This is a genomic window from Telluria sp. ZB4P34 (assembly GCF_059686055.1).
This window is the reverse complement of record NZ_JCASIF010000018.1, coordinates 48,696-67,456: the sequence shown is the minus strand read 5'-3', so window position 1 is coordinate 67,456 and position 18,761 is coordinate 48,696. Positions and strand designations below refer to the sequence as shown.

General features: G+C 63.4%; 19 protein-coding genes. 7 read left to right on the top strand and 12 right to left on the bottom strand.

The features are described 5' to 3' along the window. Positions 1-114: 114 nt before the first annotated feature. From AC56KL_RS20600 to rpmH, 6 genes are all read right to left on the bottom strand, one after another. Entirely contained in the window at positions 115-690 is a 576-nt protein-coding gene (locus AC56KL_RS20600; RefSeq protein ID WP_497182041.1) for a DUF1439 domain-containing protein, read from the bottom strand. Positions 691-866: 176 nt separating this feature from the next. Continuing rightward, on the bottom strand, positions 867-2,243 hold the full coding sequence (gene mnmE / locus AC56KL_RS20595; RefSeq protein WP_497182040.1) for a tRNA uridine-5-carboxymethylaminomethyl(34) synthesis GTPase MnmE: 1,377 nt from the start codon (positions 2,241-2,243) through the stop codon (positions 867-869). 127 nt (positions 2,244-2,370) lie between these two features. Beyond that, a complete protein-coding gene (gene yidC / locus AC56KL_RS20590; RefSeq protein ID WP_497182039.1) occupies positions 2,371-4,038 on the bottom strand; it encodes a membrane protein insertase YidC in 1,668 nt (555 codons plus the stop codon). Between the two features lie 10 nt (positions 4,039-4,048). Beyond that, positions 4,049-4,315, bottom strand: coding sequence for a membrane protein insertion efficiency factor YidD (yidD, locus tag AC56KL_RS20585; protein WP_497182038.1), 267 nt, complete (start codon positions 4,313-4,315; stop codon positions 4,049-4,051). Beyond that, positions 4,312-4,713 carry a ribonuclease P protein component gene (rnpA, locus tag AC56KL_RS20580; protein WP_497182037.1) on the bottom strand — a complete coding sequence of 134 codons (402 nt, stop codon included), beginning with the start codon at positions 4,711-4,713 and terminating at the stop codon, positions 4,312-4,314. Before rnpA ends, yidD begins: the two co-directional genes overlap by 4 nt. A 30-nt stretch (positions 4,714-4,743) precedes the next feature. Continuing rightward, positions 4,744-4,878, bottom strand: coding sequence for a 50S ribosomal protein L34 (gene rpmH / locus AC56KL_RS20575; RefSeq protein WP_040378179.1), 135 nt, complete (start codon positions 4,876-4,878; stop codon positions 4,744-4,746). Between the two features lie 366 nt (positions 4,879-5,244). On the opposite strand from rpmH, the gene dnaA reads away from it, so the two are divergent. From dnaA to gyrB, 3 genes are all read left to right on the top strand, one after another. After that, entirely contained in the window at positions 5,245-6,642 is a 1,398-nt protein-coding gene (gene dnaA / locus AC56KL_RS20570; protein ID WP_497182036.1) for a chromosomal replication initiator protein DnaA, read from the top strand. Between the two features lie 238 nt (positions 6,643-6,880). Continuing rightward, positions 6,881-7,987, top strand: coding sequence for a DNA polymerase III subunit beta (gene dnaN, locus AC56KL_RS20565; RefSeq protein WP_497182035.1), 1,107 nt, complete (start codon positions 6,881-6,883; stop codon positions 7,985-7,987). Between the two features lie 90 nt (positions 7,988-8,077). Beyond that, positions 8,078-10,579 carry a DNA topoisomerase (ATP-hydrolyzing) subunit B gene (gene gyrB, locus AC56KL_RS20560; protein ID WP_497182034.1) on the top strand — a complete coding sequence of 834 codons (2,502 nt, stop codon included), beginning with the start codon at positions 8,078-8,080 and terminating at the stop codon, positions 10,577-10,579. A gap of 104 nt (positions 10,580-10,683) precedes the next feature. On the opposite strand, the gene AC56KL_RS20555 is transcribed toward gyrB, so the two are convergent. Further along, positions 10,684-10,995: a hypothetical protein gene (locus tag AC56KL_RS20555; RefSeq protein WP_497182033.1), complete on the bottom strand. Its 312-nt coding sequence runs from the start codon at positions 10,993-10,995 to the stop codon at positions 10,684-10,686. Positions 10,996-11,021: 26 nt separating this feature from the next. After that, complete coding sequence (locus AC56KL_RS20550) at positions 11,022-12,308, bottom strand: MFS transporter (RefSeq protein WP_497182032.1); 1,287 nt, start codon at positions 12,306-12,308, stop codon at positions 11,022-11,024. A gap of 220 nt (positions 12,309-12,528) precedes the next feature. On the opposite strand from AC56KL_RS20550, the gene AC56KL_RS20545 reads away from it, so the two are divergent. The 3 genes from AC56KL_RS20545 (at position 12,529) to AC56KL_RS20535 (ending at position 14,331) form a co-directional block, all read left to right on the top strand. Continuing rightward, entirely contained in the window at positions 12,529-13,290 is a 762-nt protein-coding gene (locus tag AC56KL_RS20545; RefSeq protein ID WP_497182031.1) for an HNH endonuclease, read from the top strand. Between the two features lie 108 nt (positions 13,291-13,398). Next, a complete protein-coding gene (locus AC56KL_RS20540) occupies positions 13,399-13,665 on the top strand; it encodes a hypothetical protein (RefSeq protein WP_497182030.1) in 267 nt (88 codons plus the stop codon). 165 nt (positions 13,666-13,830) lie between these two features. Continuing rightward, on the top strand, positions 13,831-14,331 hold the full coding sequence (locus AC56KL_RS20535; protein WP_497182029.1) for an NMCC_0638 family (lipo)protein: 501 nt from the start codon (positions 13,831-13,833) through the stop codon (positions 14,329-14,331). A gap of 17 nt (positions 14,332-14,348) precedes the next feature. Here the strand turns inward: AC56KL_RS20535 and AC56KL_RS20530 are convergent, their stop codons facing one another. The 3 genes from AC56KL_RS20530 to AC56KL_RS20520 all read right to left on the bottom strand — a co-directional run bounded on the left by AC56KL_RS20530 (position 14,349) and on the right by AC56KL_RS20520 (position 17,587). Then, the gene (locus AC56KL_RS20530; protein ID WP_497182028.1) at positions 14,349-15,443 is read right to left on the bottom strand and encodes an NHL repeat-containing protein; all 1,095 of its coding nucleotides are present in this window, start codon (positions 15,441-15,443) and stop codon (positions 14,349-14,351) included. 118 nt (positions 15,444-15,561) lie between these two features. Then, on the bottom strand, positions 15,562-17,214 hold the full coding sequence (locus tag AC56KL_RS20525; RefSeq protein WP_497182027.1) for an ATP-binding domain-containing protein: 1,653 nt from the start codon (positions 17,212-17,214) through the stop codon (positions 15,562-15,564). A gap of 163 nt (positions 17,215-17,377) precedes the next feature. Further along, positions 17,378-17,587: a cold-shock protein gene (locus tag AC56KL_RS20520; protein WP_497182026.1), complete on the bottom strand. Its 210-nt coding sequence runs from the start codon at positions 17,585-17,587 to the stop codon at positions 17,378-17,380. 287 nt (positions 17,588-17,874) lie between these two features. On the opposite strand from AC56KL_RS20520, the gene AC56KL_RS20515 reads away from it, so the two are divergent. Continuing rightward, the gene (locus AC56KL_RS20515; RefSeq protein WP_497182025.1) at positions 17,875-18,111 is read left to right on the top strand and encodes a hypothetical protein; all 237 of its coding nucleotides are present in this window, start codon (positions 17,875-17,877) and stop codon (positions 18,109-18,111) included. Between the two features lie 87 nt (positions 18,112-18,198). On the opposite strand, the gene infA is transcribed toward AC56KL_RS20515, so the two are convergent. Continuing rightward, on the bottom strand, positions 18,199-18,465 hold the full coding sequence (infA, locus tag AC56KL_RS20510; RefSeq protein ID WP_497182024.1) for a translation initiation factor IF-1: 267 nt from the start codon (positions 18,463-18,465) through the stop codon (positions 18,199-18,201). Positions 18,466-18,761: the final 296 nt, after the last annotated feature.

Genomic DNA, 18,761 nt, shown 5'->3' with positions numbered 1-18,761 from the left:
CAACACTCTCGCGATGCTGGGGACCGCATGAGGCCGGCACGTGCAAAAATAATAGCTTAATGTTAATTTTTTGCATGCACGCAAACATGTGCGTAGCGTGAACGCTACTTAGCTTCATTTCGCCGGTTCGAGCGTCACCAGCAAACCAGAACGTGTGGTTTCGATCCGCGTGGGAATGTACTGGACGCCGGCATAGCGCAGGTCACCCGGGTCGAAGCTGTACACCGGGTTATCGCGCACGACCGTGTCGATGAGCGTGCTGGCCACGCGCGCCAGCTGTCGCTCGGCTTCCGGGCTGGCGCCGATCGCAATGCGGTCGACGCGCGGCTCGGCCATCATGACGGCGGGGCGGCCGGGGTCGACGTAGAGGCGGCCGGAGAAGGCCACGCTGCCGGCCCAGGCATCGCGCGCGAACGGCGGCGACACCGAGGCGTCCAGCGCCAGCGAAACCCGGTCGGCTTCGGGCTGGATCGCCAGCCGCGGGCGCTGCAGGCGGATGTCGAACAGGCCCATCAGGGGATGGCTGAGAGGGAAGCGGCGTTCCAGGCCTGCCTGCAGCTTGTGCAGGGGGATCTCGACCTGGCGCGGGCCGACCAGGCTGGCGCAGGAAGACAGCAAGGTGCAGGCGGCCAGCGCCAGTGCTGCGCCGGCCAGGCGGCGATGTCGCTTGAAGCCTTGAGTGTTCGTCATCTTCCCTGCCCTTCTGTTCAGTCTGGAAAGGCAAGCCTAGCATGTCGCAAGCCGTAGCGCAGTGACGATACATCGTAGGGTGGTCGGCTATGCCGACCGCGCGTTCAAATCCCGGCTGAATAGTTGTACGGCTGCTCTTCGGCTGGTTGGACACGCGGTCGGCGAAGCCGACCACCCTACTTGCCGATGCAGAAGCGGCTGAAGATCACCCCCAGCAGGTCATCCGGCGTGAACTGCCCAGTGATGCTGGAGAGCTGGTCCTGCGCCAGGCGCAGCTCCTCGGCGAACAGGTCGAGCGATTGATCGTCCTGCATCGCGTGCTGGCGCGCCAGTTCCAGGTGCTCGCGTGCGGCGCGCAGTGCGATCAGGTGGCGTTCGCGCGCCAGGTACAGCGATTCGCCGGTCTGCTGCCAGCCGGCGATGCGCAGCAGCTCGGCGCGCAGCAGGTCGATGCCGAGCTTTTCGTGGGCAGACAGGTACAGGTGGGTGGCGTCCGGCGACACGTCCATCGAAGGCTTGTGGCCGGACAGGTCGATCTTGTTCCAGATGCGTACCACTGGCACGCCTTGCGGGAAAGCGGCGACGATCTTCTCGTCCTCCAGGCTCGGGCCCAGGTTCGCATCCAGCAGGTGCAGGATCACGTCGGCCTTGCCGACTTCGCCCCAGGTGCGCTCGATGCCGATGCGCTCCACGACATCGATGCCTTCATCGGTACGGATGCCGGCGGTGTCGATGATGTTGAGCGGGATGCCCTCGATCTGGATGGTCTCGGTGACCTTGTCGCGCGTGGTGCCGGCGATCGGGGTGACGATTGCGACGTCGGCGCCGGCCAAGGCGTTCAGCAGAGAGGATTTACCGACGTTCGGCTGCCCCACCAGCACCACGTTCAGGCCTTCGCGCAGCAATGCTCCCTGAGCCGCCTGGCGGAACACGTTCTCGAGCGCCTCGATGATGCCGGCCAGCTGGCCGCGCGCGTTCGATTTTTCGAGGAAGTCGATCTCCTCTTCCGGGAAGTCCAGGGTCGCCTCGACCAGCATGCGCAAATTGGTGGTCTGGTCGACCAGGCCATGCACCACCTGGGAGAACACGCCCGACAGCGACTGCGAGGCGGATTTCGCCGCCGCTTCGGTGGAGGCGTCGATCAGGTCGGCCACCGCTTCGGCCTGGGCCAGGTCGAGCTTGTCGTTCAGGAAGGCGCGGCGGGTGAACTCGCCGGGTTCGGCCAGGCGCAGGCCGAAGGGGCTGCCGGCTTCCAGCACGCGGGACAGCAGCATCTGCAGCACCACGGGGCCGCCGTGGCCGTGCAGTTCGAGCACGTCCTCACCGGTGTAGGAATGCGGGCCCTTGAAGTACAGGGCCAGGCCCTGGTCGATCACGTCGCCGTTGGCGGCCCTGAACGGGAGGTAGGTGGCGTGGCGCGGAGCGAGCTTCACGCCGGGGAACAGGGCGTCGGCGAGGCCGGCCAGCGTCTTGCCTGAGGCGCGCACGACGCCGATGCCGCCGCGGCCGGGGGCGGTGGCGATGGCGGCGATGGGGGAGGTGTCGAGTTTCATGGGGGGATTGTAAGTGATACGGAAACGAAAAAGCCCGCGGCAGGCGCGGGCTTTCTACCCTGGAAGGCGCAGAGCGCCTGACAAAACCCCGATGCAGCGCAGCCATCGGGGGAATTGTTTGGCGCGCTTACTTCGCCGCGCCGGTCTCGAATTTCTTGGTGATGACCCACTGCTGCGCGATCGACAGGATATTGTTGACCACCCAGTACAGCACCAGTCCCGACGGGAAGAAGAAGAACACCACCGAGAACGCCAGCGGCATGAACAGCATCATCTTCGCCTGCACCGGGTCGGTCGGCTGCGGGTTCAGCTTGGTGGTGATGTACATCGACACCGCGTAGATGACCGGCAGGATGTACAGCGGGTCGGGCTGGGTCAGGTCCTGGATCCACAGGATCCACGGCGCGCCGCGCATCTCGACCGATGCCTGCAGCACCCAGTACAGGGCGAAGAACACCGGCATCTGCACCAGGATCGGCAGGCAGCCGCCCAGCGGGTTGATCTTCTCGGTCTTGTACAGCTCCATGGTGGCCTGCTGCATCTTCTGCGGGTCGTTCTTGTAGCGCTCGCGGATCGCCTGCATCTTCGGCGTCACCACGCGCATCTTGGCCATGCTGCGGTAGCCGGCCGCCGACAGCGGGAAGAAGGCCAGCTTGATCAGCACGGTCAGCGCGACGATGGTCCAGCCCCAGTTACCCAGCAGCGAGTGCAGGTGGGTCATCACCCAGAAGATCGGCTTGGCGATGATGGTCAGCATGCCGTAGTCCTTGACCAGCTCCAGGCCAGGGGTGATGGTTTCCAGGGTCTGCTCGTCCTGCGGGCCCGAATACAGGCGGGTGTCGTTCGACACGGTCGCGCCCGGCGCCACGGTGCCCAGCGGCTGGACGGTGCCGATCGCATACAGGTTGTTGGCGATCTTCTTGGTGAAGATGTCGCGCTGCGCCTTGTCCGCCGGGATGAAGGCCGACACGAAGAAGTGCTGCGAGATCGCGACCCAGCCGTTGTTGGCCTTCTTCGAATGCTGGGCGCTGCCCTCTTCGATCTCTTCGAAGGTCAGCTTCTGGTACTTGTCTTCGTCCGTGTACAGGGTCGGGCCGGTGTAGCTCGGCATGAAGAACGAGTCCGTCGGCGGCGGGTTGCCGTCGTGCTGCAGCTGCAGGTACAGCGAGGGCGCTACCGGCGCTGCGGTCAGGTTGGTCACGTCATGGCGGATGCCGATGGTGTAGTCGCCCTTGCGGAAGGTGAAGGTCTTGGTGAGGCGCACGCCGCCCTGCTCCGCATCCAGCACCAGCTGCACGGTGCCGTCGGCGCCGCGCGTGAGCGGACGGGCCACGAACGGGGTCTGGTGGTTCGGCATCACGCCGGCCGGGGTGGTGCCCACCAGGCCGGTCTGGCCCAGGTAGGTGTTGTTGCCGCTCACGTTGAACAGCACCTTATTCTTGGTCTTGTCGATCTCGTCCGCGAACTTCAGCAGCTCGAGGCGCTTGATGACGCCGCCGAGGGTGTCGATGTCGGCCTTCACCACGTCGGTGGTGATGGTGATGCGCTGGGTCTGCGGTGCGGCCGCAGCCGAGGCTGCGCCAGGCACGCCCGGTGCGCCCGGCACGGCGGCGGCGGCCGGCTGGGCGGCGGCCGGCACGTCGTTCGGCTTGGCCTGTTGCTGCGCCACCTGGGCGGCTGGCGGCGCCGGCGAGAACATCGACTGTTTGCCGTTGGCCACCATCCAGTTGTTCCAGAGAACAATCAGGGAAATGGCGAACACGATCCACAGGACGGTACGTTTATTGAGTTCCATTGGAGTCTAGTCAGGAGTGGTTACAACCGCGAGCGGCTGGTGGGGGTTGCTTGTGCTCGTCCGCAGCCGGTGGGACGAAGTCGACGCCGCCCGGATTCCACGGATGGCAGCGGCACACGCGGCGCGCGGCCAGCAGCGAGCCGCGGGCGGCGCCGTGCACGCGCAGCGCTTCGATCGCGTAATGGGAGCAGGTCGGGTAAAAACGGCATTTCTGCCCGAGCAGCGGGGACAGCAGCAGCTGATAGCCGCGGATGAGCCAGACCAGCAGCGTCTTCATGGCGTCGGCGGCGTGGATGCCGGCTTACGCGGGCGCTGGGAAGCGAACAGGCGGGTGAGCTCGACGCGCAGTTCCTTTTTCAGGGCGCGCGTGGTGGCGGGCCCGTCCTTGCCGTTCACCGGCCGCGACAGGCGCACGATGCAGTCGAAGGGCTGCAGTTCGCTGGTCCGGAACAGCTCGCGCGTGACGCGCTTGATCGTGTTGCGGGTGACGGCGCGCGGTGCGAAGCGCTTGGCCGCAACGACGCCGAGCCGCGCATGCGGCAGGGCATTGGGCCGGGTGTAGAGCACGAAATGCGCGGATTTTTGCACCGGCCGCAAACGAAAAACGGATGAAAATTCATCCGTTTTAACGATACGCCGAACGCGCGCGAAGTCGTGCGAACCTTCGCCTGTCATCACCGACCGCGTCGATCTGGTCTAAGGAACTTAGACAGCCAGACGCTTGCGGCCCTTGGCGCGGCGAGCGTTCAGGACTTGACGGCCACCACGGGTAGCCATACGTGCGCGGAAGCCGTGCGTGCGCTTGCGACGGACGACGGAAGGTTGGTAAGTACGTTTCATGGTGGTCTCGCTTAAAGCAAAAGAAAGTGCAAAATCGGGTCTGACGTCGTGTCAGGATTCGTCGCCAATGACAGTTCGCAGATGTTAAGCCAGCGTCACGCCACAGCAGATACTCGTTTCGCCCGGGCGACCGCCTGCTGAATTGTCAGCTTGATATGGCGCACGGACGGGGAACCCTGAATTAGACATGATTTCCGGTCCAACTGTCAAGGAAGCTGTTGTTTAGCGATGAGCTCCCGCGCCTCCCCACCGTCGCGTCGGCGCTGCTGCAAAAATGGCGGTTTCGATTGAAAATAGTGGGCCCAACCTGTGGATAACTTCGGCCGAGACAGGTAAAATAGCGTGTTACGTATCAATTAGCGAAGTATGGAAAATTTTTGGCAGACCTGTTCCGCGCAGCTGGAACTCGAGCTGACGCCGCAGCAATACAGCGCCTGGATCAAATCGCTCGTCGTGCTCGATTACGAGGACGGCAAGCTGCGCATCGCGGCGCCGAACCGGTTCAAGCTCGACTGGGTCAAGACCCAGTTCGCCACGCGCATCACCGAACTCGCCTGCCAGTACTGGGAAGCGCCGGTGGAAGTGCAGTTCGTGCTCGACCCGAAGAACAACCCGGCCAGGAAGCCGGCCGGCCCTTCCTCGACTACCGCATCGGGCACCAACTTCGATGCGCCGCGCCAGCCGGAGCAGCAACAGCAGCCGTCCCAGGGCAACGTGAACATCGCCAACTCGCCGAAGCGCGAGCAGAGCCGCATCAACACGGACCTCACCTTCGACAGCTTCGTCACCGGTAAGGCCAACCAGCTGGCGCGCGCCGCCGCGATCCAGGTGGCCAACAACCCGGGCGTGTCGTACAACCCGCTGTTCTTCTACGGCGGCGTGGGCCTCGGTAAGACCCACCTGATCCATGCGATCGGCAACCAGGTGATGGCGGACAACCCGAACGCGCGCATCCGCTACATCCACGCCGAGCAGTACGTGCGCGACGTCGTCACCGCCTACCAGCGCAAGGGCTTCGACGACTTCAAGCACTACTACCATTCGCTCGACATGCTGCTGATCGACGATATCCAGTTCTTCGGCGGGAAGAGCCGCACGCAGGAAGAGTTCTTCTATGCGTTCGAAGCGCTGATCGCCGCCAAGAAGCAGATCATCATCACCTCGGACACCTATCCGAAGGAGATCACCGGCATGGACGACCGCCTGATCTCGCGCTTCGACTCCGGCCTGACGGTGGCGATCGAGCCGCCGGAGCTGGAAATGCGCGTGGCGATCCTGCTGAAAAAGGCGCAGTCCGAGAACGTGACGCTGTCGGACGACGTCGCCTTCTTCGTGGCCAAGCACCTGCGCTCGAACGTGCGCGAGCTGGAAGGCGCGCTGCGCAAGATCCTGGCCTACTCGCGCTTCCACGGCAAGGACATCACCATCGACGTGGTGAAGGAAGCCCTGAAGGACCTGCTGTCGGTGCAGAACCGCCAGATCTCGGTGGAGAACATCCAGAAGACGGTGGCGGACTTCTTCAACATCAAGGTCGCCGACATGTACTCGAAGCGCCGCCCGGCAAATATCGCCCGCCCGCGCCAGATCGCCATGTACCTGGCCAAGGAACTGACGCAAAAGAGCCTGCCGGAGATCGGCGAGCTGTTCGGCGGCCGCGACCACACGACCGTGCTGCATGCGGTGCGCAAGATCGCAGCGGACCGCCAGAAGAATGCGGAGTGCAATCATGAGCTGCACGTGCTGGAGCAGACCTTGAAGGGTTAATAAATACATTGACCCTGGCGCTGGCCGGGGTCCTGTAGGGTGGGCGGGTCCCCCGCCCACGCGTTCAACCAGCAGTTGAATAGACGCAATGTGATTGTTCAAGATTTAGTTGAACGCGTGGGCGGCAAAGCCGCCCACCCTACAAAAGCCTGTATGCGGCAGCGTTTGTATTTGCGGCAGGCAATGGGCAAAATAGAGCGATAGCAAACAATAAATTCATACTTAACTGAGGATACCTATGCAACTGGTCAAAACCACCCGAGACACGCTTCTCCGGCCACTGCAGATCGTGAGCGGTATTGTCGAGCGTCGGCACACTATGCCGATTCTGGCCAATATCCTCATTCGCAAGGACGGCGAAAGCGTCTCGTTCCTCTCGACCGACACGGAAGTGCAGATCACCACGCACGCCAACATCGGTTCCGGCGACGACGTGACCGGCACCACGGTGGCGGCGCGTAAGCTGCTGGACATCCTGCGCGCGCTGCCGGAGTCGGGCGACGTCACCATGACCCTGCAGAACAAGCGCCTGGCCGTCCAGAGCGGCAAGTCGCGCTTCGCCCTGCAGACCCTGGCCGCGGAGGAGTTTCCCACCGTGTCGGTGGCCGACACCTACAACGCCAGCGTGACCCTGCCGCAGAAGACGCTGAAGCACCTGTTCAACATGGTGCACTTCGCCATGGCCCAGCAGGACATCCGCTACTACCTGAACGGCCTGCTGCTGGTGCTGGACGGTAACAACATCATTGCCGTGGCCACCGATGGCCACCGCCTGGCTTTCTGCCAGGTGGCGTCGGAGCAGAGCTTCGAGCGCCAGGAAGTGATCATCCCGCGCAAGACCATTATCGAACTGCAGCGCCTGCTGGAAGAAAGCGACGAAGAGGTGCGCCTCGACATTTCCGCCTCGCAGGTGAAGCTGAGCTTCGCCGACATCGAGCTGGTCTCGAAGCTGGTCGAGGGCAAGTTCCCTGATTACACCCGCGTGATCCCGAAGGGCTACAAGAACGAGTTCACGATCGGCCGCGACGAACTGCTGCGTTCGCTGCAGCGCGCCGCAATCATGACCAGCGACAAGTTCAAGGGCGTGCGCTGCATCATCGAGCCGGGCGTCATGAAGATCAGCTCGACCAACGCCGACCAGGAAGAGGCGGTGGAAGAACTCGAGATCGACTACGGCGGCGACACCATCGACATCGGCTTCAACGTCACCTACCTGCTCGACGTGCTGAACAACCTGAAGTGCGACCAGGTGAACATCGCGCTGGGCGATTCGAACTCGTCGGCACTGATCTCGATTCCCGAGAATGGCGACTTCAAGTATGTCGTCATGCCGATGCGGATTTAATCAGCACTCACGCCGCAGCAATTGGGTTCAGGCGGCAGCGCTTCTTGTCACTGCGCGCCTGAATCACCCGTTTTATAGAGAAAGCAGTCCATGTCCGAGAATACCCAACCAGAAATGACTCCCGCCCAGAAGGCGGACGAATACGGCGCGTCTTCGATCCAGATCCTGGAAGGCCTGGAAGCGGTGCGCAAGCGCCCGGGCATGTACATTGGCGACACCTCGGACGGCACCGGCCTGCACCACCTGGTGTTCGAGGTGCTCGACAACTCGATCGACGAATCCCTGGCGGGTTACTGCACCGAGATCCACGTTACGATCCACTCCGACAACTCGATCTCGATCACCGACAACGGCCGCGGCATCCCGACCGGCGTCAAGATGGACGACAAGCACGAGCCGAAGCGCTCGGCGACCGAGATCGCCCTGACCGAACTGCACGCCGGCGGCAAGTTCAACCAGAACTCGTACAAGGTCTCCGGCGGCCTTCACGGCGTGGGTGTCTCCTGCGTGAACGCGCTGTCGAAGCTGCTGCGCGTGACCGTGCGCCAAAAAGGCAAGGTGCACCAGATGGAATTCGTGCGCGGCGTCCCGGTCGACCGCATCATCGAAGTGGTCGACGGCGTGGAAGTGTCGCCAATGAAGGTGATCGGCGAGACCGACAAGCGCGGCACCGAAGTGCATTTCTGGGCCGACGAAGAGATCTTTACGCACGTCGAGTTCCACTACGAGATCCTGAGCAAGCGTATCCGCGAACTCTCGTTCCTGAACAACGGCGTCAACATCAAGCTGAGCGACCACCGCACCGGCAAGGAAGAAGTGTTCGCCTTCGAAGGCGGTACCCGCGGCTTCGTGGAATACATCAACAAGGCCAAGACGGTGCTGCACCCGACCGTGTTCCAGGCAACCGGCGACCGCCTGTCGGACCAGGGCACCAACATCTCGGTGGACGTGTCGATGCAGTGGAACGACGCCTACAACGAGCAGGTGCTGTGCTTCACCAACAACATCCCGCAGCGCGACGGCGGTACCCACCTGACCGGCCTGCGCGCGGCGATGACGCGCGTGATCAACAAGTACATCGACGAGCACGACTTCGCCAAGAAGGCGAAGGTGGAGATCTCGGGCGACGACATGCGCGAAGGCCTCACCTGCGTGCTGTCGGTGAAGGTGCCGGAGCCGAAGTTCTCTTCGCAGACCAAAGATAAACTGGTGTCGTCGGAGGTGCGCGGCCCGGTGGAAGAGATCGTGGCCAAGACCCTGACCGACTTCCTGATGGAGAAGCCGAACGACGCCAAGATCATCTGCGGCAAGATCGTGGAAGCGGCGCGCGCCCGTGAAGCGGCGCGCAAAGCGCGCGACCTCACCCGCCGCAAGGGCATCATGGACGGCCTGGGCCTGTCCTCGAAGCTGGCCGACTGCCAGGAACGCGACCCGGCGCTGGCCGAGCTGTACATCGTCGAGGGTGACTCGGCAGGCGGCTCCGCCAAGCAGGGCCGCGACCGCAAGTTCCAGGCCATCCTGCCGCTGCGCGGCAAGGTGCTGAACGTGGAAAAGGCGCGCTTCGAGAAGATGCTGTCGTCGGAGCAGATCACCACCCTGATCGCGACCCTCGGCACCTCGATCGGCCCGGACGAATTCAACGTCGACAAGTTGCGCTACCACCGCATCATCATCATGACCGATGCGGACGTCGACGGCGCCCACATCCGCACCCTGCTGCTGACGCTGTTCTACCGCCAGATGCCGCAGCTGGTGGAGCGCGGCCACATCTACATCGCGCAGCCTCCGCTGTACAAGGTGAAGGCCGGCCGCGACGAGCGCTACCTGAAGGACGACCTGGAAGAAGCCAGCTACATGATGATGGTGGCGCTGAACACCGCGTCGCTGATCCCGCGCGACGGCGCCGACCCGATCACCGGCGAAGCGCTGGGCGAGCTGGTGCGCCAGTACAACCTGGCCAACGCCATCATGATGCGCCTGACCCGCGTAATCGACCGCGCGGCGCTGACCGCGATCATGGGCGGCGTGACGCTGCAGATGACGACGCTGGAAGACGCCGCGGCCTCGGCCCAGGCGATGGAAGCGGCAATCAAGGACCCGGCCGTGAAGGTGGTGGTGCGTTCGGACGAACTGAGCGAAAAGCACGCGCTGCGCATCGAGCGCATGCGCCACGGTAACGTGCAGGTGACCTCGATCGACGCCGACTTCGTGCAGAGCAACGACTACACCGTGCTGGCGAATGCGGCCGCCACCTTCCAGGGCCTGATCGGCGAAGGCGCCATCATCCGCCGCGGCGAAGGCGAGAAGATGAAGGAGTTCGCGGTGCGCGGCTTCCACGAGGCCATGCTGTGGCTGCGTGACGAAGCGGAGCGCGGCGTGACCAAGCAGCGTTATAAAGGTCTGGGCGAGATGAATCCGGAGCAGCTGTGGGAGACCACGATGGATCCGACCGTGCGCAGGCTGCTGAAGGTGCAGATCGAGGATGCGATTGCGGCGGACCAGATCTTTACCACGCTGATGGGGGATGAGGTGGAGCCGCGTCGTAACTTTATTGAGACGAATGCGCTGCAGGCGGGGAATATCGACGTCTGAGGAGCTTCGCTCCGTTCACAAAATCGGCCCATTCGTGGGCCGATTTTTTTTGCTTCCGACCATGAGGCGGCAGGACGCAAGCTGCCCCCTTCGTGCAATTCGAACTATCGCGGCGACGCCTCGATCTTCTCTTCGAACTCATTCAAACGCTTTATGACTGCCGGGTCCCTGGCGTACTTGCGCTTTAACTGCTGCAGTTTACTATCGGTGCCTGTGCAGAGCTTGCGAATCTCGCGCTCGACTTCCCGCATGCGCTTGTCATCGGGCGGGTCCGGCAACTCTCCCCGGAAGTGGTCGCAGCCTTCACGCTGGTCTACATATTTGGCGACGTCAGCAGGAAGCTTGTCTTGTGCTCCCGTTGCCGGCCCAATGCTGACGCAAAGTAGGATAATCGCTGCCTTCAACCGACGCACCATATGCTCTCCTTGTAGAAGCGAACCCTTTATTCCTGCTCAGGAATCGGACGGACAACCAGGAACTGGTAGGACATCGCACCAAGGAAGGCAATGCCAGCCCCTGTCAACAAGGCCGGCACGAAGGACCAGCTCTGCGCGATATAGCCCGTGAAAATCGGTGCTAGCGCGCCGCCGATGAACCCACCGAAGTTCTGAATAGCACCCAGCGAAGCAATGCGGCTACGCGGCGCGACTGCGGTCACGAGCGACCACGAACAGGCCGATGCTGCATTGGCGAGGAAGATGACGACCGAGATGCAGGCAATGGCCGCGGTGTTGCTTTCGACCAGAGCGGCCGGAATCGTAAAGGCCACCATGCCCAGCATGGCCAGCACCACCGCGGTGCGACGGCCTTGTACAGCCGATGCCGCACGGCGAGTAATCCGGTCGGAAGCCCAACCGGCCGACAGCGCGCCGGCAAAACCACACAGGAAGGGAATCGTGGCCGCCAAGCCGACCATCGCCACGTCCATGTGACGCTCGGTGCGCAGATAGCCCGGGAGCCAGGTGAGGAAGACCCAGTTCAGATAGACCGAGCCAAAGAAGCCGAGCAGCATGCCCCAGGTAGCGCGATGGCGGAATAGCGCGCGCCATGCGGCGAAATCCGTTTTCGGCGCTGGCTCGCCGCTTTGGCCTTCGTCCAGGTAGGCACGCTCGGCCTCGGTCAGTTGTTCGCGCACGGGGTCGCGATAAAGAGCGACCCATACGACGGCGGCAACGATGCCGAGGGCTCCCGTAACGAAAAAGGCCCAGTGCCAGCTCGTCGCGGCGATCAGGGGTGACAGGCACAGAGGGGCAAGTGCGAAGCCCAGCGGGGAGGCAGAGTTATAGATCCCTGTCGGCGTCCCGCGTGCACGCAGCGGAAACCAGTTGCTGACAACGCGTGCGGCTGCCGGAAATTGCGGCGCCTCCCCAATCCCGAGCACTACTCGTGCAAGCACGAACCAGCCGAAGGTAGAAACGAGTCCGCCGGCTGCCTGCGCCAGCGACCACACCACCAAGCCTGCACCGAGCAGCCAGCGCGGCCCGATCTTGTCGACCAGCGCGCCCACCGGAAGCTGGCACAGTGCATAGCTCCATGAAAAGGCTGATAGCAGCACGCCCATCTGGCCGAGCGAAAGACCGAGGTCGGCCCGGATGAACTCGTTGGCGACGGCCAAAGTGGCACGGTCGAGGTAATTGATGACGCCTGTGACGACGAGCAGCGCGAGCGCTACGGTTTGTCGGCGGCGGATGCGGGGAGGAGTTAGTCCATGAGGGGCAAGATCTTTCATGTCACGATGCTACCAAACCGCCGTTGATAGGTGGAAAGATATTCTAGTTGCCAAGGCCTAATGACGCTTCGCGTCTACATCGCGCAACTGTTTCTACCTTTACTTGAGCGCAAGCGAAGACAGAGCGCACATCGCACCTATCCTCGCTAGGCCCGAGCAAGTTATTGTTGAAGAGATATTGAACAGAAAGTAGACTGAGGTGCAGAACACTGCCTACTTCATGTCCAACGTATCTCAACCATCACGCGATTCCAATGCCTGGAGCGACGCTGAGCTAGCCGCCACGATCAAGGCCTACCTGCAAATGTTGCATGCAGAGCTGAACGGCCAGGGCTATAGCAAGGCGGCGGTCAATCGCGAGCTGCGTGCCGGGCCACTCGCCGGAAGGACACAAGCGTCGATCGAGTTCCGGATGCAGAACATCTCAGCGGCCTTGTATGAGCTGAAAATGCCATACATTGCCGGCTATCTTCCAGCACGGAACATCGGCTCATCCGTCAAAGCAAAGATGATCGCCTTGCTGAGCATTCAGGGGATCGAGTCGCTGGAAGCATATGTTCCAACGTCCGATACCGAGGCGCTTTCGGGGCGTGTTTCCGAGTTGAGGCGACGGCATCTTGGTGCTGTTCCCAAAGGAAGGCAAGCGCCTGCCACTGTCACGACGACAACGACAAGCTATGTTCGCGATCCTGCCGTGAAAGCCTGGGTGCTCCAGGCGGCAAGTGGCCTCTGCGAGGGTTGCGGTAGCCCCGCTCCATTCCTTGGGACGGATGGTCTACCGTATCTCGAAGTCCATCATGTGATGCCCTTGTCCAGTCATGGTTCCGATACAACGACGAACGCGGTGGCACTCTGCCCGAACTGTCATCGCCGCTGCCATTTTTCCAAGGACCGTGACGAATTCAAGCTCGGCTTGTACCAACGGATCGCCCGGCTCCTTGTGGAGGTCCCGGAGCTGGCTGAACAAGCCAGTGTCGGCTGACCCTTATCGTCTACGCTAGCGGCCGAGCCAAATGGCGTTTTGCTCGGAGAAATCGCAGAAGCCAACGCATTGGTAGTAGCCTCGAGCGCTCCGCCAGATAAGGTCAATGTGGCCCTTTGCTCCAACGAAAGGCAAGGTCTCACTGGCGAATGGGCCGCGCTGCCGCTGGCGCATGCCACCGGCCGCCAATCCGGAATCTATCCCGCAGGCTTCCTCTACGAAGTCGCCCAGCGCATGCTGCGCCAGTGCGACGCCGTCTACCGCATCGCGGGCGAGTCGCGCGGTGCGGACATGGATGTGCAGACCGCGCGGCAGCTGGGCCTGCCGGTCTACGTCGATCTCGGCGAGATACCGCCCAGAGCAGGCAGCCGGTAACGCGGTCCCGCGCCGGCACGCGCCACGCCCCCTCCCCGCGTACGTTTGCCTGAGGCAAGCCCGGATTTCAGTGCTGAGTTGCTATAGTAGGACGACTACGCAACCAGCCGGAGCACGAAAACCATGCGACTTCTTCGTCAAGCGGCGATCACATTTGGAGGAATCTTGGCTTCTTCAATCGCCATCGCTGCGCCTGAACAGCAGGCCGCGGCCTTCATGAACATCTATTCCACGCACTGCCTGAAATACCTGCACGACTTCGATGGCCTGCGCAAGCAGCTCTCGAGCTTCCCACAACTGCCGGCCGAGGCCGCGGCAGTGTTCCTGCAGGGAGAAAAAGGCAATGCCTGGTCGGTGCCGAGCCAGCACGGGCAGTTCATCATGGTCGTCCATTCGGACAAGAACCTGTGCGCGCTGTACGCCAAGACAGTGCCGGCCGCGACAGCCCAGGCCATGTTCGAAAAGGCGGTGGGCAAGGCGCCCGAGCCTTTCCGCAGCGAACGCAAGCGCAATACCTCGGAAAAAGGGCCGGACGGCGTCAAGAGCACCGTCGCCTACGAGTGGAGCACGGACAAGTCGCCGCGCAAGCCGCTGTTCGCGCTCACTACCACCACCAGCAAGAACAGCGTGGCGCAGGGCGTGGCCACCGCCGCCATCGGCCGCTGAGCCGACGGCCAGGCCGTTTATGGCAGCCTGATCTTGACGATAGCGTTGCCCGAGGTGGCGTAGAAGTTGCCCTTGCCGTCGGTTGCCAGCCCGCGCAGGCTGGGGAAGCGGCCCGGCAGCGCGCCGGTGGCCAGCGTCGTGGCTTTCAGCGTGCCCGCGGCCGTGGTTACAACGCCGGCGGGGCTGATTTTACGGATCAGGTTGTTGACGTTGTCGGCCGCATAGACATTGCCTTGCGGGTCGGTGGCCAGCGCCACCACGTCTTCGAATCGGGCGGCAGCACCGGCGCCGTCGGCCGCGCCGCGCTGGCCCACCGCGCCGGCCAGCAGGGTCAGCACGTTCTGGGTCACGACACTGTTGCTGTTGGTCCTGTTGACGGTGCCGTTGCTTTCCACATAGACGTTATTGCTGCTGTCGACCGCCACGCCGCGCTGGACGAGCGCCCGGGTGCCCCAGGTGTCGCGCAACTCGGCCTCTCCCTGCAGCATCGTCAGCGCACCGTTTGCGGCGATGCGGCGCACGCTGTGGCCGTTGGCCACGATCAGGTCGCCGCGCGTATCCGCCGCGATGCCGCCAATGCTGGCCAGCATCAGGCTGCGTCCGTCAACGTTGCTGCCCACCCGGATCTCTGCCCTGGTGCCGACCTGGCCCGCCATTGTCACGCTGCGTACCTGGCGGCCGTCGCCGACGTACAGCACGTTGTCCGAGCCGAGCGCGAGTGCGACCGGGCCGATGAAGCGCGCCGCGCTGCCGGTGCCATTGACGGTGTCGTCCTTCTCCGCGGAGCCGGCCAGCGTCGTCACCACGCCGCCCGCGGTGATCTTGCGGATCGTGTAGTTGCGGCGGTCCGCGACGTACAGGTTGCCCGCGGAATCGACGGCGATACCGCTCGGCTCGTTGAAGCGCGCGGCGGCGCCGGTGGCATCAAGGCTGCCGGGAACGCTGGCGTCGCCGGCGACGAGCGTGATGGCCGCGGGCGGCGGCGTGTCGTCGTCATCGTCGTCATCCTTGGGCGGATGGTCGCCGCAGCCCGCGAGCAGCAGCATCAATGCCGATGCGCCCAGCACCTTCAGGCGCATCCGCGCCGCTTTCGCCGCCACCAGTTTTTTCATGTGCTTGACTCCGGAAATGATGGGCAAAATGCTAGCACGCGTTGGGTGCCGCGATGGCCTGCATTTCAATACCGTCCGCATAAAACAGCGGTTCCCGGCGATGTGCGCTTGCGCCGGGTCAGGGCTTGACTTCCGCACCCGCACTCATCCGGTCAAGAAACTGCACCGAGGCGCGCTCGCTCATCACCAGCACCAGCTTCAGGCGCGCGCGGGTCATGCCGACGAACAGTTTTCTCAGCGTGAGTGCGTCCATCTCTTCAAAATCGATCTCGGTGAAGATCAGCGCCGGCGCCGACTGCCCCTTGAAACGGTACACGGATTCGGCCAGCAGCCCGCCTTCGCGGAATACCGGGTTGCCGAACAGGTCGTAGGCGCCGGTGAAGGAGCGCAGCGTGTGGGCGTCGCTCAGCTTGTCGAGCTTGAGGATGTTCGAGCGCTCGCGTCCGCGGAAGGAGCAGATCGCGATGTCCTGGCGCCCGAAGCCGGCGGCCAGGCACAGGGTGACGGCGCGCCGGGTCTGCGACAGCATCGCCTCGACCTCGCCTTCCGGATAGGTGAGCTCCTCGATGTCGGCGCCCTTGAAGGGGCTGCCCGCCTCCACCGGCTGGCTCACCGCGCCGATCGAGCCCAGCATCTGCACCACCTCGCGCGGACTGCGGTAGTTGGTGTTCGAGTGCAGCACCACCCAGCCGGGCAGCGGCACGGTTTCCTTGCCGTACAGGTTCTGGTCCGGGTCTTCGAGCCAGATGGCGCGCCCGCCATCCCTGAGCATGCGCAGCACGATGTCGCGCCAAATGGTCGAAAAATCCTGACCCTCGTCGACGATGACGACGTCGTACTGCCAGGTTTCCGGCAGGTCGGCCGCCACCAGCGCGGCTTCGATGTCGCCCCAGACGGTGGGCGAGCCGTAGTCCGGCGTCTTGCCCTGGGCGCGCAGCCAGGCGTCGCACAGTTCGTGGAAGTTGGCGACGCGCCCGCCGCTTGGGACCAGGCGCTCGATGTGGTCGGCCAGCGGGCGGTTGAAGCAGACGTAGAGCGGGCGCAGGCCGGCGTCCAGCGCAGCCGTGTATTCGGCCAGCGCCAGCTGGGTCTTGCCGCTGCCGGCGGTGCCCATCACGCGCAGGCGGTAGGGCGAGAACTCGAGCCGGCGCGCCCAGGTGGCCAGGCCCCCGGACAAGCGCGTGACCATCTGCGTGGCGCAGCCGATCATTGAGCTCGGGTCCGGGCGCAGGCTCAGGGTGTCGCCGAGGTAGCGGGTGACGCGGTCGAATTCCTCGGTGCGTTCGGTGACGGGCAGGATCTCGCGGATCTTCGCGCCCAGGCGGCCCTTGCTGGTGGCGTCGATGATGTGGCTGGGGTCGATGCCGGCCTGCTGCGGGTCCTTCACGATGTAGTCGGGGCAGTACAGCAGGTAGTCGATCGACAGCTCGCCCTGGTAGCGCTTGGCGAAGCCTTCGATGGTGTGCAGGATCTGGTGGCGGATCTTGCGCGGCTTGCCCTGGTAGTTCTTCACCAGACCATCCTTGCTCTCGTTGAGGAAGCCCGCGATCTGCTCGATCAGCAGCAGCCGGCCATTGGGCGCGACAATGATGAAGTCGATGTCGCCATAGGCCGAGAAGCCGTGCTCGACGTTGGTCCAGTGGACCCCGTGGTAGATCTCGTAAGGCGTGTCCGAAAGGCGCTTCTCGAGGAGCGTCAGGGTTTCGATTTCACGCGCTGCGGAACCGGTGACGGACATCTCGCGCCAGCCGGCAGGATGGATATGGGCCATGGATCGTCGCTCACCTGTTTTTAGGATAGCAACATTGTAAGGCCGATCACGCTTGTTAATAACACGCTTGGAACAAGGCGAAAAAAAAGGCGCACTGGGCGCCGATCGGGTCGTTCCGGGTGGCCCTGTCTGGCGCTAATACGCCAGCCGGCCGTCCATCCGCTTACATGCTGGCAGGCTGGATGTTCGAGGCCTGGCGGCCCTTGGCGCCAGCCCCGATGTCGAAGCTGACGCGCTGGCCTTCCGCCAGCGACTTGAAGCCCTCGGAGCGGACTTCCGAGAAGTGGGCGAACAGGTCGCCGCTGCCGTCATCGGGGGTGATGAAGCCGAAACCTTTGGAGTCGTTGAACCATTTAACAATACCGGTAGTCATGTGTGTCCTGAAGTGGATGCCTGAGCGTTGTAGAAATCTTCACTGCCTGCGCAGCGAAGTCATCCATCTTAGGCAGGACATCGCTCAAGCGGCGTCATCAATTCACCGGGGCCAGCGTAGGAGGGCATGCCGCATGATTGAAACATCCATTGCCGCGCAGGGCGGCAGCCTCAGCCGCGGAGCGTCCGTTCGAACGCGTGGCCGACGGTGGCCGGGACCGAAATCATGGTACGGTGAATGCAACGCACACCCGCGCATTCTGCGACATTGCGGACGGAAAGAAAATTATGACAACCCAACATTACCGAGGATACGACATCGACATCCTCTGCGCATCCGAAGAAGGCCGCTATGGCTGCCGCGTGTGCATCGTCCATGCCGACACGCGTGAAGCAAGCCATGCATGGGCGAGCGATGCACAGGAATTTGCTCGCGCGACCGAAGCCCAGGACAAGGGCTTCCAGTACGCGCGCGCCTGGATCGAACAGCATTCGCTGCGCTGGCCGTTCGCCCCGCGCCGCTAGCGCTGTTTCCGGAATGCGCCTTTCCCTCAGCGGGTGCGCACGCCGGAACATGCGGCAGCGCAAAGGCGCCGCCTGGCCTGGCGGAGATTAACGACGGCGCTGAGGCGCCCGGCGCGGGGCCACCGGGCCGCGGGTCTCGATGTGACGGAACACGATGCGGCCCTTGGTCAGGTCGTAAGGCGACAGTTCGAGGGTGACGCGGTCGCCCTGCAGGATGCGGATGTGGTTCTTCTTCATGCGGCCCGCGGTGTAGGCGATCATCTTGTGCCCGTTGTCGAGGTCGACGCGGAAGCGCAGTTCAGGCAGCACTTCGCTGACGAGGCCGTTCATTTCGATGAGTTCTTCTTTTGCCATGGTGGCTCCTAATAAGGGATGCGGCCCGGCGCAGCGGGTCGGCGTGGAGGGAGTGCTTCGTGGCATTGGCCACTGTGGGAGAGCCCGGCCTGCGACTGCCAGGAGGGGGGAGAAATAAACCCGCATCCTGCGGGCTGCATGGGGACTGCCGGTGCAATACCGGGAGTAGCGGCACGAACAAACCCCTGCCGATGGGTCCAGTATAACAGCAAAGCCCCCTCGGCACCTGCGGCCCCGCAAGCCAGGGCCTCCGTCGTTCGATGCCGCGTTGCTATACTGCCGGCTTTTCGACGGAG

Bases quoted from the DNA above. Each gene is read 5' to 3' on its own strand.
- AC56KL_RS20600 (WP_497182041.1), bottom strand. From the start codon at position 690: ATGACGAACACTCAAGGCTTCAAGCGACATCGCCGCCTGGCCGGCGCA.
- mnmE (WP_497182040.1), bottom strand. From the start codon at position 2,243: ATGAAACTCGACACCTCCCCCATCGCCGCCATCGCCACCGCCCCCGGC.
- yidC (WP_497182039.1), bottom strand. From the start codon at position 4,038: ATGGAACTCAATAAACGTACCGTCCTGTGGATCGTGTTCGCCATTTCC.
- yidD (WP_497182038.1), bottom strand. From the start codon at position 4,315: ATGAAGACGCTGCTGGTCTGGCTCATCCGCGGCTATCAGCTGCTGCTG.
- rnpA (WP_497182037.1), bottom strand. From the start codon at position 4,713: ATGACAGGCGAAGGTTCGCACGACTTCGCGCGCGTTCGGCGTATCGTT.
- rpmH (WP_040378179.1), bottom strand. From the start codon at position 4,878: ATGAAACGTACTTACCAACCTTCCGTCGTCCGTCGCAAGCGCACGCAC.
- dnaA (WP_497182036.1), top strand. From the start codon at position 5,245: ATGGAAAATTTTTGGCAGACCTGTTCCGCGCAGCTGGAACTCGAGCTG.
- dnaN (WP_497182035.1), top strand. From the start codon at position 6,881: ATGCAACTGGTCAAAACCACCCGAGACACGCTTCTCCGGCCACTGCAG.
- gyrB (WP_497182034.1), top strand. From the start codon at position 8,078: ATGTCCGAGAATACCCAACCAGAAATGACTCCCGCCCAGAAGGCGGAC.
- AC56KL_RS20555 (WP_497182033.1), bottom strand. From the start codon at position 10,995: ATGGTGCGTCGGTTGAAGGCAGCGATTATCCTACTTTGCGTCAGCATT.
- AC56KL_RS20550 (WP_497182032.1), bottom strand. From the start codon at position 12,308: ATGAAAGATCTTGCCCCTCATGGACTAACTCCTCCCCGCATCCGCCGC.
- AC56KL_RS20545 (WP_497182031.1), top strand. From the start codon at position 12,529: ATGTCCAACGTATCTCAACCATCACGCGATTCCAATGCCTGGAGCGAC.
- AC56KL_RS20530 (WP_497182028.1), bottom strand. From the start codon at position 15,443: ATGAAAAAACTGGTGGCGGCGAAAGCGGCGCGGATGCGCCTGAAGGTG.
- AC56KL_RS20525 (WP_497182027.1), bottom strand. From the start codon at position 17,214: ATGGCCCATATCCATCCTGCCGGCTGGCGCGAGATGTCCGTCACCGGT.
- AC56KL_RS20520 (WP_497182026.1), bottom strand. From the start codon at position 17,587: ATGACTACCGGTATTGTTAAATGGTTCAACGACTCCAAAGGTTTCGGC.
- AC56KL_RS20515 (WP_497182025.1), top strand. From the start codon at position 17,875: ATGACAACCCAACATTACCGAGGATACGACATCGACATCCTCTGCGCA.
- infA (WP_497182024.1), bottom strand. From the start codon at position 18,465: ATGGCAAAAGAAGAACTCATCGAAATGAACGGCCTCGTCAGCGAAGTG.